Source organism: Rhodoblastus sphagnicola, from assembly GCF_002937075.1.
Lineage (GTDB): Bacteria > Pseudomonadota > Alphaproteobacteria > Rhizobiales > Beijerinckiaceae > Rhodoblastus > Rhodoblastus sphagnicola.
Genome location: NZ_NHSJ01000007.1, coordinates 1 through 13,984 on the forward strand (window position 1 = coordinate 1; position 13,984 = coordinate 13,984).

At 62.9% G+C, this 13,984-nt stretch carries 16 protein-coding genes; 3 read left to right on the plus strand and 13 right to left on the minus strand.

Annotated features, from left to right (window positions below; translation table 11 throughout):
• The coding region (locus CCR94_RS00205; RefSeq protein WP_104505887.1) for a TPM domain-containing protein at positions 1-624 on the plus strand (624 nt) is incomplete at its 5' end.
• A gap of 3 nt (positions 625-627) precedes the next feature.
• Here the strand turns inward: CCR94_RS00205 and CCR94_RS00210 are convergent.
• From CCR94_RS00210 to purC, 9 genes are all read right to left on the minus strand, one after another.
• Positions 628-1,806 (minus strand): lytic murein transglycosylase, encoded by a 1,179-nt coding sequence (locus tag CCR94_RS00210; RefSeq protein WP_104505888.1) that lies wholly within the window; start codon positions 1,804-1,806, stop codon positions 628-630.
• A gap of 42 nt (positions 1,807-1,848) precedes the next feature.
• A complete protein-coding gene (gene leuD, locus CCR94_RS00215; RefSeq protein ID WP_104505889.1) occupies positions 1,849-2,454 on the minus strand; it encodes a 3-isopropylmalate dehydratase small subunit in 606 nt (201 codons plus the stop codon).
• Positions 2,455-2,494: 40 nt separating this feature from the next.
• A complete protein-coding gene (locus CCR94_RS00220) occupies positions 2,495-2,920 on the minus strand; it encodes a metallopeptidase family protein (RefSeq protein ID WP_104505890.1) in 426 nt (141 codons plus the stop codon).
• Positions 2,921-3,427: an OsmC family protein gene (locus CCR94_RS00225; protein ID WP_104505891.1), complete on the minus strand. Its 507-nt coding sequence runs from the start codon at positions 3,425-3,427 to the stop codon at positions 2,921-2,923.
• 7 nt (positions 3,428-3,434) lie between these two features.
• A complete protein-coding gene (gene leuC, locus CCR94_RS00230) occupies positions 3,435-4,853 on the minus strand; it encodes a 3-isopropylmalate dehydratase large subunit (RefSeq protein WP_104505902.1) in 1,419 nt (472 codons plus the stop codon).
• A gap of 159 nt (positions 4,854-5,012) precedes the next feature.
• Entirely contained in the window at positions 5,013-5,408 is a 396-nt protein-coding gene (gene rplS / locus CCR94_RS00235) for a 50S ribosomal protein L19 (protein WP_104505892.1), read from the minus strand.
• A 139-nt stretch (positions 5,409-5,547) separates the two neighbouring features.
• Positions 5,548-6,231, minus strand: coding sequence for a phosphoribosylformylglycinamidine synthase subunit PurQ (gene purQ / locus CCR94_RS00240; RefSeq protein ID WP_104505893.1), 684 nt, complete (start codon positions 6,229-6,231; stop codon positions 5,548-5,550).
• Between the two features lie 22 nt (positions 6,232-6,253).
• Positions 6,254-6,493: a phosphoribosylformylglycinamidine synthase subunit PurS gene (gene purS, locus CCR94_RS00245; RefSeq protein WP_104505894.1), complete on the minus strand. Its 240-nt coding sequence runs from the start codon at positions 6,491-6,493 to the stop codon at positions 6,254-6,256.
• A gap of 8 nt (positions 6,494-6,501) precedes the next feature.
• Positions 6,502-7,266 carry a phosphoribosylaminoimidazolesuccinocarboxamide synthase gene (gene purC / locus CCR94_RS00250; RefSeq protein WP_104505895.1) on the minus strand — a complete coding sequence of 255 codons (765 nt, stop codon included), beginning with the start codon at positions 7,264-7,266 and terminating at the stop codon, positions 6,502-6,504.
• A gap of 321 nt (positions 7,267-7,587) precedes the next feature.
• Between purC and CCR94_RS00255 the strand changes: the two genes are divergently transcribed.
• On the plus strand, positions 7,588-7,908 hold the full coding sequence (locus CCR94_RS00255) for a DUF1476 domain-containing protein (protein WP_104505896.1): 321 nt from the start codon (positions 7,588-7,590) through the stop codon (positions 7,906-7,908).
• Between the two features lie 46 nt (positions 7,909-7,954).
• A complete protein-coding gene (locus CCR94_RS00260) occupies positions 7,955-8,920 on the plus strand; it encodes a tyrosine recombinase XerC (RefSeq protein ID WP_104505897.1) in 966 nt (321 codons plus the stop codon).
• A 55-nt stretch (positions 8,921-8,975) separates the two neighbouring features.
• On the opposite strand, the gene CCR94_RS00265 is transcribed toward CCR94_RS00260, so the two are convergent.
• The 4 genes from CCR94_RS00265 to odhB form a co-directional block, all read right to left on the minus strand.
• Entirely contained in the window at positions 8,976-10,763 is a 1,788-nt protein-coding gene (locus CCR94_RS00265; RefSeq protein ID WP_146089766.1) for a chloride channel protein, read from the minus strand.
• A gap of 144 nt (positions 10,764-10,907) precedes the next feature.
• Positions 10,908-12,305 carry a dihydrolipoyl dehydrogenase gene (gene lpdA / locus CCR94_RS00270; RefSeq protein ID WP_104505899.1) on the minus strand — a complete coding sequence of 466 codons (1,398 nt, stop codon included), beginning with the start codon at positions 12,303-12,305 and terminating at the stop codon, positions 10,908-10,910.
• A 19-nt stretch (positions 12,306-12,324) separates the two neighbouring features.
• Positions 12,325-13,122 (minus strand): toll/interleukin-1 receptor domain-containing protein, encoded by a 798-nt coding sequence (locus tag CCR94_RS00275; RefSeq protein ID WP_104505900.1) that lies wholly within the window; start codon positions 13,120-13,122, stop codon positions 12,325-12,327.
• 71 nt (positions 13,123-13,193) lie between these two features.
• Positions 13,194-13,984: 2-oxoglutarate dehydrogenase complex dihydrolipoyllysine-residue succinyltransferase (gene odhB, locus CCR94_RS00280; RefSeq protein ID WP_104505901.1), on the minus strand; the 791-nt coding region annotated here is incomplete at its 5' end.

Genomic DNA, 13,984 nt, shown 5'->3' on the forward strand with positions numbered 1-13,984 from the left:
TTCGGGAGACTGGTGATGCGCGCACAAGTCGGTGAAGCCGAAGTCATGGCGGCGGTCCAGCGGGCCGAAGCGCGGACCAGCGGCCAGATCGTCTGCGTTCTCGCGCGGCGATCCTGCGACAGCGGCGGCGCGGCGGCGCTTTATGCCGGCGCCTTGGCGTGCCTGGCGCCCTGGCCGCTGCTGTCCGCGACCGACTGGTCCGCGCAAATCATCTTCGCCATTCAGCTTGCGGTCTTCATCCTCGCGCTGGCGGTGTTGGGGGTGACCTCCCTCGGCGTCGCGCTGGTTCCCCGCGCCGAGCGGCGGCGGCAAGCGTTTCGCGCCGCGACCGAACAGTTTTTCACGCGAGGCGTCGGTCGGACGCAAAGCCGGGCGGGCGTGCTGATCTTCGTTTCGCTGGAGGAGCGCTACGCGCGCATCCTGCCCGACGAGGGTTTGGCGGGAAAAATCTCGGAGGCCGAATGGCGCGAGGTGATCGCCGTCCTCACCGAGCGCCTGCGCGCCAAAAGGGTGACAGAGGGATTTGTCGCGGCGATCGACCGCTGCGGCGCGCTGCTGGCGCGCGCGGCGCCGGCCAACGGCAAGGGCAATGAATTGCCCGACGGGCTGGTTCGGCTGGACTGAGTCTCAGCGTCCCCCGCGCAACAATTCGAGAACTTTTTGGCCGGCGCGGCCGTCCGCTTTCAAGCCGGCGCTGTCCTCGAAGGCTTTGATGGCATCGCGGGTCTTGGTTCCCATCACGCCGTCGTGCTTGCCGCCGACATCGTAGCCGCGCTGTTCGAGCCGCGCCTGCACCTCGCGGCGTTCGGCGCGCGACAGTCCGGGGTCGTCGGTGGGCCAGGGGGTTTGCACCGCCGGCTTGCCTTTCAGCCGATCCGACAACAGGGCGATGGCCAAAGCATAGGATTCCGCCGCATTGTAAGAATAAAAGGCGTCGAAGTTGCGCGAGACCAGGAAGGCGGGTCCGTGCGGCCCGGCCGGCAGCAGCAGGCCGAAAGCGCCGGAGCCGGCCAGGGCCGCGCCGTCGATATGGGTCAGGCCGCGTTGTGCCCAGGCCGCCAGCGGCTGCTTGCCGCCGCGTCCCGAAGGTCCGTGGTAATTCTCTGGCAGCGCGACCTCAAAGCCCCAGGGGAGGCCGCTGACCCAGCCCGAACTGCGCAAGAAATTCGCCGTAGAGCCCAGCGCGTCCGCGACCGATCCGACCACGTCGCGCCGCCCGTCGCCGTCCATATCGACCGCGAGGCGCAGGAAGGTCGAGGGCATGAACTGGGTGTTGCCAAAGGCGCCCGCCCAGGAGCCGGTAAATTCCTCCAGCTTGACGTCGCCCCGGTCCACGATTTTCAGGGCGGCGATCAACTCGCCCCGGAAATAATCGTTGCGGCGGCTGCCAAGGCAGGCCAACGAAGCCAGCGACTGGATCACCGGTCGCACGCCAAAATTCTTGCCGAAATTCGACTCGACGCCCCAGACGGCCACAACGGCGGCGGCGTCGACCCCAAACCGCTGCTGGGCGGCGGAGGCGGCCTGTCGGTAGGTGGAGAAAGCGGCCCGGCCCTCGCTCACACGCTCCTCGTCCACCAATCCGGCGATATAATCCCAGATCGGCGTCGAGAATTCCGGCTGCACGCCCAGAAAAGTCGGGGCGTCATTGGGTTCGAGATCGTCCAGGGCGCGCGACAAAGTCGCGCCGGACACGCCCTCCGACGCGGCTTCGGCCTTGATATGCGCCTTGCACGAGTCGAAGTCCGCGCGCGCCGGGACGCCGAGCGCGAGAAGGGCGAGAAGGGAAAGGCTCAGATGTCTCATGCTCCGAGCCTAGCGCGTTTTTGTTAACCAAACATCAGCCGATCAAATCCAGGGCCGCTCCTCGGCGATCTTGGCTTCGAAATCGCCGATCTTGGGCGCCTTGACCAGGGTGAGGCCGATGTCGTCGAGGCCTTCCAGCAGGCAATGCTTGCGGTGCGGGTCGATGTCGAATTTGACCACGCCGCCGTCCGGTCCGCGCACTTCCTGCGCCGCGAGGTCAATGGTCAGGGTCGCATTGGCGCCGCGCTGGGCGTCGTCCAGCAGTTTGGCCAAATCCTCCTTGGAGACCTTGATCGGCAGGATGCCGTTCTTGAAGCAGTTGTTATAGAAAATGTCGGCGAAGCTGGTCGAAATGACCGCGCGAATGCCGAAGTCGAGCAACGCCCAGGGCGCATGTTCGCGCGACGAGCCGCAGCCGAAATTGTCTTCCGCGACGATGATCTGGGCCTTGCGATAGGCCGGCTTGTTCAGGACGAAATCGGCGTTTTCCGAACCGTCATCCTTGAAGCGCAGTTCCGAAAACAACCCCTTGCCCAACCCGGTGCGCGCGATCGTCTTCAGATACTGCTTGGGGATGATCATGTCGGTGTCGATATTGGTGATGGGCAGCGGCGCGGCGACGCCCGTCAAAACCGTGAATTTGTCCATTGTCTTGCTCGCTTCTCGCGGATTGTGGGGTTGAAACGAATTAGTCGGCTTCGCGCTCGATTGTTTCCATGTCTTCGTCGGAAAGGCCGAAATGGTGGCCGATCTCATGGATCAGGACGTGGCGGATGAGGTCGCCCAGCGTCTCCTCGCTTTCGGCCCATGCGTCCAGGATCGGGCGGCGGTAGAGATAGACCATGTTGGGAAACTGCCCGGTCTGCACCTCGTCGCCCTGCGCAAGGCCGTGTCCACGGAAAAGGCCGAGCAGTTCGAATTCGCTTTCGCAGCCCATTTCGTCGAGCAGTTCCTCGTCCGGGAAATCCTCGATCTGGATGATCAACCCGTTGCAGTAGCGCAGGAAACGCTTTGGCAAGCGGAGAAAGGCCGCCTCCGCCAAGGTCTCGAAGTCGGTCAGAGACGGCGCCTTGCGCATCGCCCAATCGACGGAAGGAGGATTGATGCTGCCCATTCAGCGATTCACCGTCAATGCGATTTGCGGCGGCTTCGCCAGGGTCTGGAACACCACGCAGTAACGTTCCGTCAGCTTGGTCAGCGCGTCGATGCGGTCCTGCGGTTCGTCCGTATCGAGATCGAACACCAGCCGTATCGCGACAAAACCGACCGGCGCATCCTTGGCGACGCCGAGTGTGCCGCGAAAATCCAGATCGCCTTCGGCGCGCACGGCGCCGCCCTTGAGCTTGAAATCAAGCGCGGTCGCCACGGCTTTCAGGGTCACGCCGGCGCAAGCGACCAGCGCCTCCAGCAGCATGTCGCCGGAACAGGCCTGCATGCCCGTTCCGCCGGTGGCGGGGTGAAGACCGGCCTCGATCAGCGCCCGTGAGGTCGAGACTTTGCACGCCAACCCCTCGCCGGAAATGTCGCCCTGCGCCTTCAGCGTCACCAGGGCGGATTGCGCATCCGCCTTGTATTTCTCTTTCAGGGGCGCCTGAAGGGCGCGCAGGTTTTCCGCGTCCATTCGGTCCTCAGGTCAGGTTGCGCACATCGACGAAATGGCCGGCGATGGCCGCCGCCGCCGCCATGGCGGGCGACACGAGATGGGTGCGGCCCTTAAAGCCCTGGCGGCCTTCGAAATTGCGGTTCGAGGTCGAAGCGCAGCGTTCGCCCGGTGCCAGACGGTCCGGGTTCATCGCCAGACACATGGAGCAACCGGGTTCGCGCCATTCGAAACCGGCGGCGAGGAAAATCTTGTCGAGGCCCTCGGCTTCCGCCTGTTCCTTGACCAGACCGGAGCCGGGCACGACCAAAGCGTTGACATGGGCCGCGACCTTCTTGCCCTCTGCAATCTTCGCCGCAGCGCGTAAATCCTCGATGCGGCCATTGGTGCAGGAGCCGATGAAGACGCGATCGATCTTGATCTCGGTCGGCTTCTCGCCGCCTTTCAGACCCATATAGTCGAGCGAGCGCTGGATCTTGGCGCGCTGCGCCTCGGTCTTGCCGCTCTCCACCGTCGGAACGACGCCATCAATGGCGACGACGTCCTCGGGGCTGGTGCCCCAGGTCAGGACCGGCGGCAAATTGCCGGCATCGAGTTCGACCACGGCGTCATAATGCGCGCCCGGATCGGACTTGAGATGGCTCCAGTATTGCACGGCCCGCTCAAAAGCCTCGCCCTTGGGCGCCTTGGGACGGTCCTTGATGTAAGCAAAAGTCTTTTCGTCCGGGGCGATCAGGCCGGCGCGGGCGCCGCCTTCGATCGACATGTTGCAGACGGTCATGCGGCCTTCCATCGACAGGGCTTCGATGGCCTCGCCGGCATATTCGATGACATAGCCGGTGCCCCCGGCTGTGCCGATCTTGCCGATGATCGCCAGCACGATGTCTTTTGCCGTGACGCCCGCGCCGAGCTTGCCGTTGACCTTGACCAGCATGTTCTTGGCCTTGGCCTGGATCAGGGTCTGGGTCGCCAGCACGTGCTCGACTTCAGACGTGCCGATGCCGTGAGCGAGAGCGCCGAAAGCGCCATGGGTGGAGGTGTGGCTGTCGCCGCAGACGATGGTCGCGCCGGGGAGCGTAAAACCCTGTTCCGGCCCGACGATGTGGACGACGCCCTGACGACGGTCGTGCTCATGATAATATTCGACGCCGAAATCGCGCGCGTTGATGGCGAGCTGTTCGACCTGCGCCTTGGATTCGAGGTCTTCGATCGGTTTTGAGCGGTCGGTGGTCGGGACATTGTGATCGACCACGGCCAGCGTCTTCTGCGGCGCGTGGACTTTTCTGCCGGCCAGACGCAGGCCCTCGAAAGCCTGGGGGCTGGTGACTTCGTGGATGAGATGACGGTCGATGTAGAGCAGGGCGGTGCCGTCGGGCTGGATGTCCACGACGTGGTCGTCCCAGATCTTGTCATACAGAGTGCGCGGCTTGCCCGTGGTCCCAACCATCTTCATCATCCCTGTCGCGGCGGATATCTCCGCCCGAATGCGCTGAAATTAGGTGTGGCGCGCTCCATTGCAAGGCTTGACGCGCCGTTTGTGGCGAACGCAAAAGGCTGGCGCAGCGGCCAGCCTTCGCGAAAAGTCGAGTTTTGACCCCGGAAGAGGTTACTCGCCCTTGGCGGTCTTGGCCTTGGCCTTGATGTCCGTGCGCTCGGCGATACGGGCCGACTTGCCGCGACGATCGCGCAGGTAATAGAGCTTGGCGCGACGCACCTTGCCGCGACGGACCACCTTGATCGAATCGATCAGCGGCCCATAGATCGGGAAAACGCGCTCCACGCCTTCGCCGTAGGAAATCTTGCGGACGGTGAAGCTCTCGTTGAGGCCGCCGCCGTTGCGGGCGATCACGACGCCTTCATAGGCCTGCACGCGGGCGCGGTCGCCTTCCTTGACCTTCACGTTGACGATCACGGTGTCGCCGGGACCGAATTCGGGAATGGTCTTGTTTGCGGAAAGCTTGGCGATCTGCTCGGCTTCGAGCTGCTTGATAATGTCGACCATTGTTTTCTCCGTTTCGCCTTTGCGGCGAGCGTTTCGGAACGCTGTTGTGAGTTGGCGCCCGCGAGAGCGGACGCATCTTGAGCCGGCGTTATCAGCCGGAGGCGGTGCCTTACAGAATTATCCTGTCTTTGTCGAGCCTTTATGCGGCGACAAGGCTCTCGAACAGGCCGCGCCCATCGATCCCGCCGACCAGAGGGTCGATCAGGTTTTCAGGATGCGGCATCATGCCGAGCACGTTGAATTTTTCCGAATAGATGCCCGCGATGTCATGGGTCGAGCCGTTCGGATTTGCGTCCCCGCCGACGATTCCCTCGGCGTCGCAATAACGGAAGGCGATGCGGCCCTGGTCTTCAAGCGCGCGAATCGTCTCGTCATGCGCCTCGTAATTGCCCTCGCCGTGGGCGATGGCGACATCGATGGCTTGATGTCGGGCGTAAGCGCGCGTGAAAACCGTGTCGTTGCGCTCGACTCGCAGGAACTGGCGTTTGCAGACGAAGCGCAGGTCGCGGTTGCGCATCAGCACGCCCGGCAGCAGGCCGCTCTCACAGAGAATCTGGAAACCATTGCAGATGCCCAGCACATAGCCGCCCCGCGCGGCATGGGCGCGCACGGCGTCCATGACCTTGGCGCGGCCGGCGATGGCGCCGCAGCGCAGATAATCGCCATAGGAAAAGCCGCCGGGCAGAACGACGAGGTCGGTTCTGTCAGGCAGATCGGGATCGTCGTGCCAGACGATGGATGTGTCGGCGCCCGCCTGACGCAGGGCGCGCGCGGCGTCGCCCTCGCGGTTGGAGCCGGGGAAAAGCACGATCGCGGCTTTCATCAAAACCTCGGTTTGCTGGAAATCAGAGGATTTCGACGCGGTAGTTTTCGACGACCGTATTGGCCAGCAGCTTTTCGCTGGCGGCCGCGAGCGCCACCTTGGCGGCTTCCGGGTCGGAGCCTTCGACCTCGATGTCGAACACCTTGCCCTGGCGCACCGAGGCGACGCCCTCGATGCCGAGCGAGTGTAGCGCGCCTTCGATCGCCTTGCCCTGAGGGTCGAGCACGCCGGTCTTCAGGGTGACGGTCACACGGGCTTTCATCGGAGTCCTCACTGCACCAGTTTCGGGCCGGTCGCGACCGGCTTCTCGTTTTCCTGCATGATGCCGAGTCGGCGGGCGACTTCGGAATAGGCCTCGACCAGACCGCCCATGTCGCGGCGGAAACGGTCCTTGTCGAGCTTGTCGTTCGACTTGATGTCCCACAAACGGCACGAATCGGGCGAGATTTCGTCGGCGACGACGATGCGCATCATGTCGCCTTCCCAAAGGCGACCGCATTCCATCTTGAAATCGACCAGACGGATGCCGACGCCGAGAAACAGGCCGGTGAGGAAATCGTTGACGCGAATGGCGAGCGCCATGATGTCGTCGATTTCCTGGGGCGTCGCCCAGCCGAAGGCGGTGATGTGCTCTTCCGACACCATGGGATCGTTGAGCGCGTCGTTCTTGTAATAGAATTCGATGATGGAGCGCGGCAGTTGCGAGCCTTCCTCGATGCCGAGTCTTGTCGACAGCGAACCGGCGGCGACATTGCGCACCACGACTTCGAGCGGCACGATCTCCACTTCGCGGATCAACTGCTCGCGCATGTTGAGCCGGCGGATGAAGTGCGTGGGCACGCCGATATCGTTCAGATTCTGGAAGATATACTCGGATATCCGATTGTTCAGGACGCCCTTGCCATCGATCACTTCATGCTTCTTGGCGTTGAAGGCGGTGGCGTCGTCCTTGAAATGCTGAATGAGGGTGCCGGGCTCCGGGCCTTCGTAGAGGACCTTGGCCTTGCCTTCGTAAATGCGACGGCGGCGGTTCATGGGGTTCAACCGATCACTTTGAGAAAACCAGGGAAGTTTCGGTCGATCGCATGCGCGCCTAGCCTCCCGCGACGATACGTCCAACTCTCCGGGGGCGCGGCAGCGGCGTCGATGCCTGCTTTGGCGCGCGCTCACGAATTCGCGACGCGTTTCCAGAGGTTCCTAGCCCGTTCCGAGCCGTAGCACAACCGGATTCGTCGCGGGAACACAATCCGCGGCTTGACGTTTCACGTCATGTTGGACGGAAGCGCTACTGGCCTAGCGGACTCCGAGCCAGTATAAAGGGTCTAAACTTAGGCTCGCATGCAAAGGGAAAAAATCATGTCCACGTTCGACAAGCGCGAAGACGCCTACGAGAACAAGTTCGCGCATGACGAAGAGCTTCAGTTCAAGACCCTGGCGCGGGCGCACAAGCTCCTGGGGCTCTGGGCGGCGGAGAAGCTGGGCAAAAGCGGCGCGGCGGCGGATGCCTACGCCAAGGATCTGGTCCTCAACAGCGTCCTCGGACAAGTGTCCTCCGGAGTCGTCGAAAAGATCCTGAAGGACTTTTCCGAAGCGGGCGTCGAGCAGTCGGAGCACCAAATTGGCCGCCATCTCGAAGAGTTCCGGGCGCAAGCGGGGGATGACTACAAGAAAGCGTGAGGCGCGCCGCAAGGCTTTCTTGAATTTCATCTGCTAGGCTCGGATTATGTCCAGAACCGAGCCTTTCGCCGAACTCGCCTTTCCTCATGCCGACGCCGACCTCGCCGCCGCCGCCGGCGCGTGGCTGCGGCGGTTGGCTGGAGAACGCCGGGTGTCGCCGCTGACGCTCGACGCTTACGCGCGCGATCTCCGGCAGTTTCTCGTCTTTGCCAGCCATCGGCTTGGCGGGACCGTCGCCCTCACGGCCCTGGCGGCGCTGAAACCGACGGATTTGCGCGCCTTCATGGCGCAACGGCGGGAGCAAGGCGTCGCCTCGCGTTCGCTGCTGCGGCAATTGGCGGGCCTGAGGTCGTTCGCGCGGCATCTGGGCCGCGAAAAGATTGCCGACATCGACGTTTTCACCAAGGTGCGTTCGCCCAAACTGGCGCGCGTGCTGCCCAAGGCCCTGTCCGTCGCCAAGGCGCGCGAACTGGCGTCCGGCGAAGGCGACATGGGCGAGGCGCGTCCGGCCTGGATCGTCGCCCGCGACGCGGCGGCGCTCGCCCTGCTTTATGGCGCGGGCCTGCGCATTTCCGAGGCTTTGGCGATCACCCGCCGCGACGCGCCGGTCGGGGCCGTCGATTCGCTGATCGTCAAGGGCAAGGGCGGCAAGACGCGCGCCGCGCCGGTCATTCAACCGGTCCGCAAGGCGGTTGAAGCCTATCTCGAACTTTGCCCGCATCCGCTCACGCCGGAAGGGCCGCTGTTCGTCGGGGCGCGCGGCGGGCCACTGTCGCCGCGAATCATTCAGTTGACGGTTGAACGGTTGCGCGGCGCGCTTGGCCTGCCGGATTCGGCGACGCCACACGCGCTGCGCCATTCCTTCGCCACCCATCTGCTGGGGCGCGGCGGCGACCTGCGCTCGATTCAGGAATTGCTCGGACATGCGAGCCTGTCGACGACGCAGATTTACACGGCCGTGGACAAGGCGCGCCTGCTCGACGCCTACAAGTCGGCGCATCCCCGGGCATGATCCCAACACAGGGAGTCGCGCTCTTGGAAAAGATTCTGCGCAGACAAAGACCAGCCTAGATTCCGATGGCGTTGCGCGCGGCGGCGTCGGCTCTTTCAGCATAGCGCCGCGCGAGAAAAGCTTCCGTCACCGCGCCGAGCGGCGCGCCCGTCACGGGATTGACGACCGCGAGCAGATCGGCTTCGGATTTGTCGAACAGCGCCATGGCCGTTTTGGCGTTCATCTCCGGGGTGAGCCAGACATCGGCATGACGCGCGAGGGTTTTCGCCCGGCCTTCGCGGCTTCGGGCGTGTGCGTGCGCTTCAGCCACGTTGACGAGACCGGCATAGCGACCGGCGCGATCGACCAGCGCGACCGCTTGCTCGCCGCCGGCGGGGAAAAGTTGGCAGAAGGCGTCGAGGTCGATCCGATCGGGCGCGGTGGCTGGCGCCGGCCGCATCAACTTTCCGACCTTCAATTCCTCGATCCACCCGATGTCATTGGCGCTGCGGATGTTCTCGCCGCGCAGATGCAGGCGCCAGGTCGAGAAGGAATAGCCAAAGGCCGAACGCGCGATGAGACTGGCCGATATCGTCGCGGCGATAATGGCGCTGGCGGCTGAAAAGTCCGAGACGCCCTCCAGAACCAGGAAGGCCAGCGTGAGCGGGCCGCCGACGATCACGGCGCCGAAGGTCGCCATGCCCGCGAGAATGCACAGCGTCGGGTCGGGCGCGAAAGCCGGAGCGAATTGCGCCAGGGACAAGGCGTAAATCTTTCCGATCAGGGCGCCCATCAGCAATGAGGCGAAGAACAGGCCGCCGCGAAATCCGCTCGCCAATGAAGCGAGGCAGGCGACAATCTTCATGCCCAGGAAGGCCAGGAGGACCGCGACAGGAAAATTCGTCGCCACGTCCAGGGCGAGCGCGCCATGTCCCGCGCCGAGCACCTGCGGCGTGAACGTGGCGAGCGATGCGACGATCACGGCGCCGATGACCGGACGGAACAAGGGGACGATTCGGGTCGCGTCCAGCGCCTTTTCCGCAAAGCCCGCCGCGCGCATGGTGAAAATGCCCAGCGCCGAGGTGAGCGCAGCCAGCCCGATCAATAGAATATATGAACTCCAGACGAGGGATTGCAGCGGCGGCGCTTCGATCTGATAGGGCGCGGTCGCGACGAGTTTTGTCACAAGCGTTCCCGAGATCGCGGCCGCGAAGATCGGCGCCGCGCCGGAAATGGAATAGGCGCCGAGCACCACCTCGAAACCATAGAAGGCGCCCGTCAAGGGCGCGTTGAAAGCGCCCGCTATGGCCGCGGCGGCGCCCGCGCCGACGAGCACGCGAAGGTCGCCGCGCCGCAGCCGCAATTTCTGTCCGAGCGTCGATCCGAGGGCTGCGCCAATCTGGGCGTAGCCGGCTTCCAACCCGACCGAGGCGCCCGCGCAATTGGAAATGAGGGTCTGCAACGCCACGACAAAACTGTCGCGCAACGACATGTGTCCGCCGCGCAGGGCATTGGCCTCCACGGGATCGACGGGGGCGGGGATGTTTCTCTTGCGCCGCCACGTTTCCATGGCGCCGATCGCCAGACCGGCGACGATCAGCGCGGAAAACGCCGCCAAGGGCGATATTTTCGCGGCGGCGCTGAGCCGAACGTCGAACGGCAGGTCATAGATTTTCTCGTGAAAGAAAATCGCCGTTTGCGTCATCGCCGTCACGCAGAGCGCGGCGAGACATCCCACCAGCGCGGCGGTCGCGACCAGCGCAAATTCGTTGGCGCGCAGGACTATGCGCAAGCTTCTCAGCAATCGCGCGCCGGGCGAGAGTTTTGAGAGATTCAACGGTTCGGTGGAGTCAGGCGGCGACACGGCGGCAGGATGACCCCTCAACGTCGGCGGAGCAAATTCATCTTGTCTGGCGCTCCCCAATCCAGCATCGGCGGCAGGCGCGCGGCCTCGCCAGAAACCCAAAAAGGCCCGGACACGCCGGGCCTTTGGGCGCCGAGGACTCGCTTACATATGGATCGCGCGCTTTTCGACGGCGAGGGCGGCTTCCTTGACCGCCTCCGACATGGTCGGATGGGCGTGGCACGTGCGCGCCAGATCTTCGGACGAGCCGCCAAACTCCATGAGAACGGCGGCCTCGGCGATCATCTCGCCGGCGCCATGGCCGAGGATGTGCACGCCAAGCACCCGGTCGGTCGTCGCATCCGCCAGAATTTTCACGAAACCATCGGTGTGGTTGGCGGCGCGGGCGCGGCCGTTGGCGGTGAAGGGGAACTTGCCGACCTTGTAGGCGATGCCCTTGGCCTTCAAATCTTCTTCGGTCGCGCCGACACAGGCGATTTCCGGGCTGGTATAGACCACGCCGGGGATCACTTCGTAGTTCACATGGCCATGCTGGCCCGCCAGAATCTCGGCGACCGCCATGCCCTCGTCCTCGGCTTTGTGGGCCAGCATCGGCCCGCGCACCACATCGCCGATGGCGTAGATGCCGGGGACATTGGTGGCGAAATGGCTGTCGATGACAATCTGGCCCCGCTCCGTGGCGACGCCCAAAGCTTCCAGGCCGAGGTTTTCGGTATAGGGCCGGCGGCCGATGGCGATCAGCACGACATCGGCGTCGAGAACCGTTGCGTCGCCGCCGGCGGCGGGCTCGACCGTCACCTTGGCGCCCTTGCCGTTGGCCTCGACCTTGGACACCTTGGACCCCAGTTGGAATTTCACGCCCTGCTTTTCGAGCAGGCGCTGGAACTGCTTGCAGGTGTCGAGGTCAAGGCCGGGCAGGATGCGGTCCAAAAATTCGACCACGGTCACTTCGGCGCCGAGACGCCGCCACACCGAGCCGAGTTCGAGGCCGATCACGCCGGCGCCGACCACGATCAGTTTGCCCGGCACTTTCGACAGTTCGAGCGCGCCGGTGGAGGAAACCACGATTTTTTCATCGATGGTCACGCCGGGGAGTTGGGCGACATCGGAGCCGGTGGCGATGACGATGGTCTTGGTGTCCAACACCTGCCTGGAGCCGTCCTCGGCGGCGACCTCCACTTTGCCGGCGGCGGGGATCGAGCCGGTTCCGAAAAAAGCGTCAACCTTGTTCTTCTTCAGCAGGAAGCCGACGCCTTGCACATTGGCGCCGACCGTATCGTCCTTGTGCTTCATCATGGCGGGCAGGTCGAGTTTGGGCTTGCCGACGGTGACGCCGAGTTTTCCCAGGCCGTGGGCGACCTCTTCATAAACTTCGGAAGCGTAAAGCAGCGCTTTTGACGGAATGCAGCCGATGTTCAGGCAGGCGCCGCCGTGGGTCTTGCGCTTTTCGACGATGGCGGTCTTCAGGCCGAGCTGGGCCGCGCGGATGGCGCAGACATAGCCGCCCGGGCCGGAGCCGATCACGATGAGGTCGTAGGACATTACGCTTTGCCTTTTCGTTTTAAGTGAGAGGCGGATTGTACTGATAAGCCTCGTCGAGTTGCTCACCTTTAATTGATCCAAAAATAAGCTTGCTAACTGCCCCGGATAACTCAACGTAAATGCTGTTTATGGGTGTTATATTGTGAAATATGACTGTTCCAGATATTTTCTCATTCAAATTATCGTAAGAAAATGTACCGGAATTTATCATCCCATCAAGCGATGCGCGGCCCGATGGTCCTTGCATAAGACATCCGATATACTTTGCTTCAGATGCCAAGGTTGCAACGAACGCAGGATGCCAGCGCCCTGCTCTTGGATGGATTTCAACAACACGCTTTCCATCCAGATTGTGTTCCTTCAGGAAAAAAGGGAGAATTTGTTCAATAGAAATATTAGGAGGCCGTCCTTGTGTAGCAGCAACGATTCGTTCAATCCAATTAGGGTCTGTTAAGTCAATATAGAGCCTCGTGCGAAGCGAGGCAGGTACGCTATTTTTATCAACATCGCCTGGATTGATGGCGACTATAGGAAAAGCATTACCGCGTGATCTCAGCGCACGATCAACTGCATAGCTAATCTCTTCGAGAACCGCCTCGCTTGTAAGACTGTTTTGGGTGAGATAGATGCACCAAGCGTCACATTCTTTGGGGTCGCATATATGGCGTTCAATTTGGGGCCAAAGCCGTTGCCCCGCCTCTAGAACAAGTCGGTCAAGCTTCACTAGGACGCCGGCTTGCCCAATCCGTTGAGCAATGAAATCGACGTCATTTTCGCTGTTATCCTTCCAAGAATAAGAAATCCAAAGCTTTCGCATGAGATAAACCGCCAAAGACAAAGGGTGGGATGGTGCGGTTAATCAACGCCAAAAACCGCACCATTTGATTATCAGAGGTCGAGCACGAGGCGCGCCGGGTCTTCCAGCGCCTCCTTGACGCGGACGAGGAACGTGACCGCTTCCTTGCCATCGACGATGCGGTGATCGTAGGACAAAGCCAGATACATCATCGGGCGAATCTCGACCTTGCCGCCGATCGCCACCGGGCGCTCCTGGATCTTGTGCATGCCGAGAATGCCCGACTGCGGCGCGTTCAGGATCGGCGTGGACATCAGCGAGCCATAGACCCCGCCATTGGAGATGGTGAAGGTGCCGCCCTGCATCTCGTCGATCTTGAGCTGGCCGTCGCGGGCGCGCTTGCCGAAATCGGAGATGGTCTTTTCCACGCCGGCGATCGACAGTTTTTCCGCATCGCGCACCACCGGGACCACAAGACCCTTGTCGGTGCCGACGGCGACGCCGACGTGACAAAAATTCTTGTAGATGATGTCCGTGCCGTCGATCTCGGCGTTGACGGCCGGAACTTCCTTCAGCGCGTGGGTGCAAGCCTTTACGAAGAAGCCCATGAAGCCGAGTTTTACGCCGTGCTTCTTCTCGAACAGCTCCTTGTATTGCGTGCGCAGGCTCATCAGCGGCAGCATGTCCACTTCGTTGAACGTGGTCAGCATGGCGGCGGCGTTCTGGGCGTCCTTCAGGCGGCGCGCGATGGTCTGGCGCAGCTTGGTCATGCGCACGCGCTCTTCGCGCGAAGCGTCCGACGGCGCCGAGGGGGCGCGGACGGCGACAGGCGCCGGGGCCGGAGCGGCGGGCGGGGTATAGCCGAGCACGTCGCCCTTCAAGA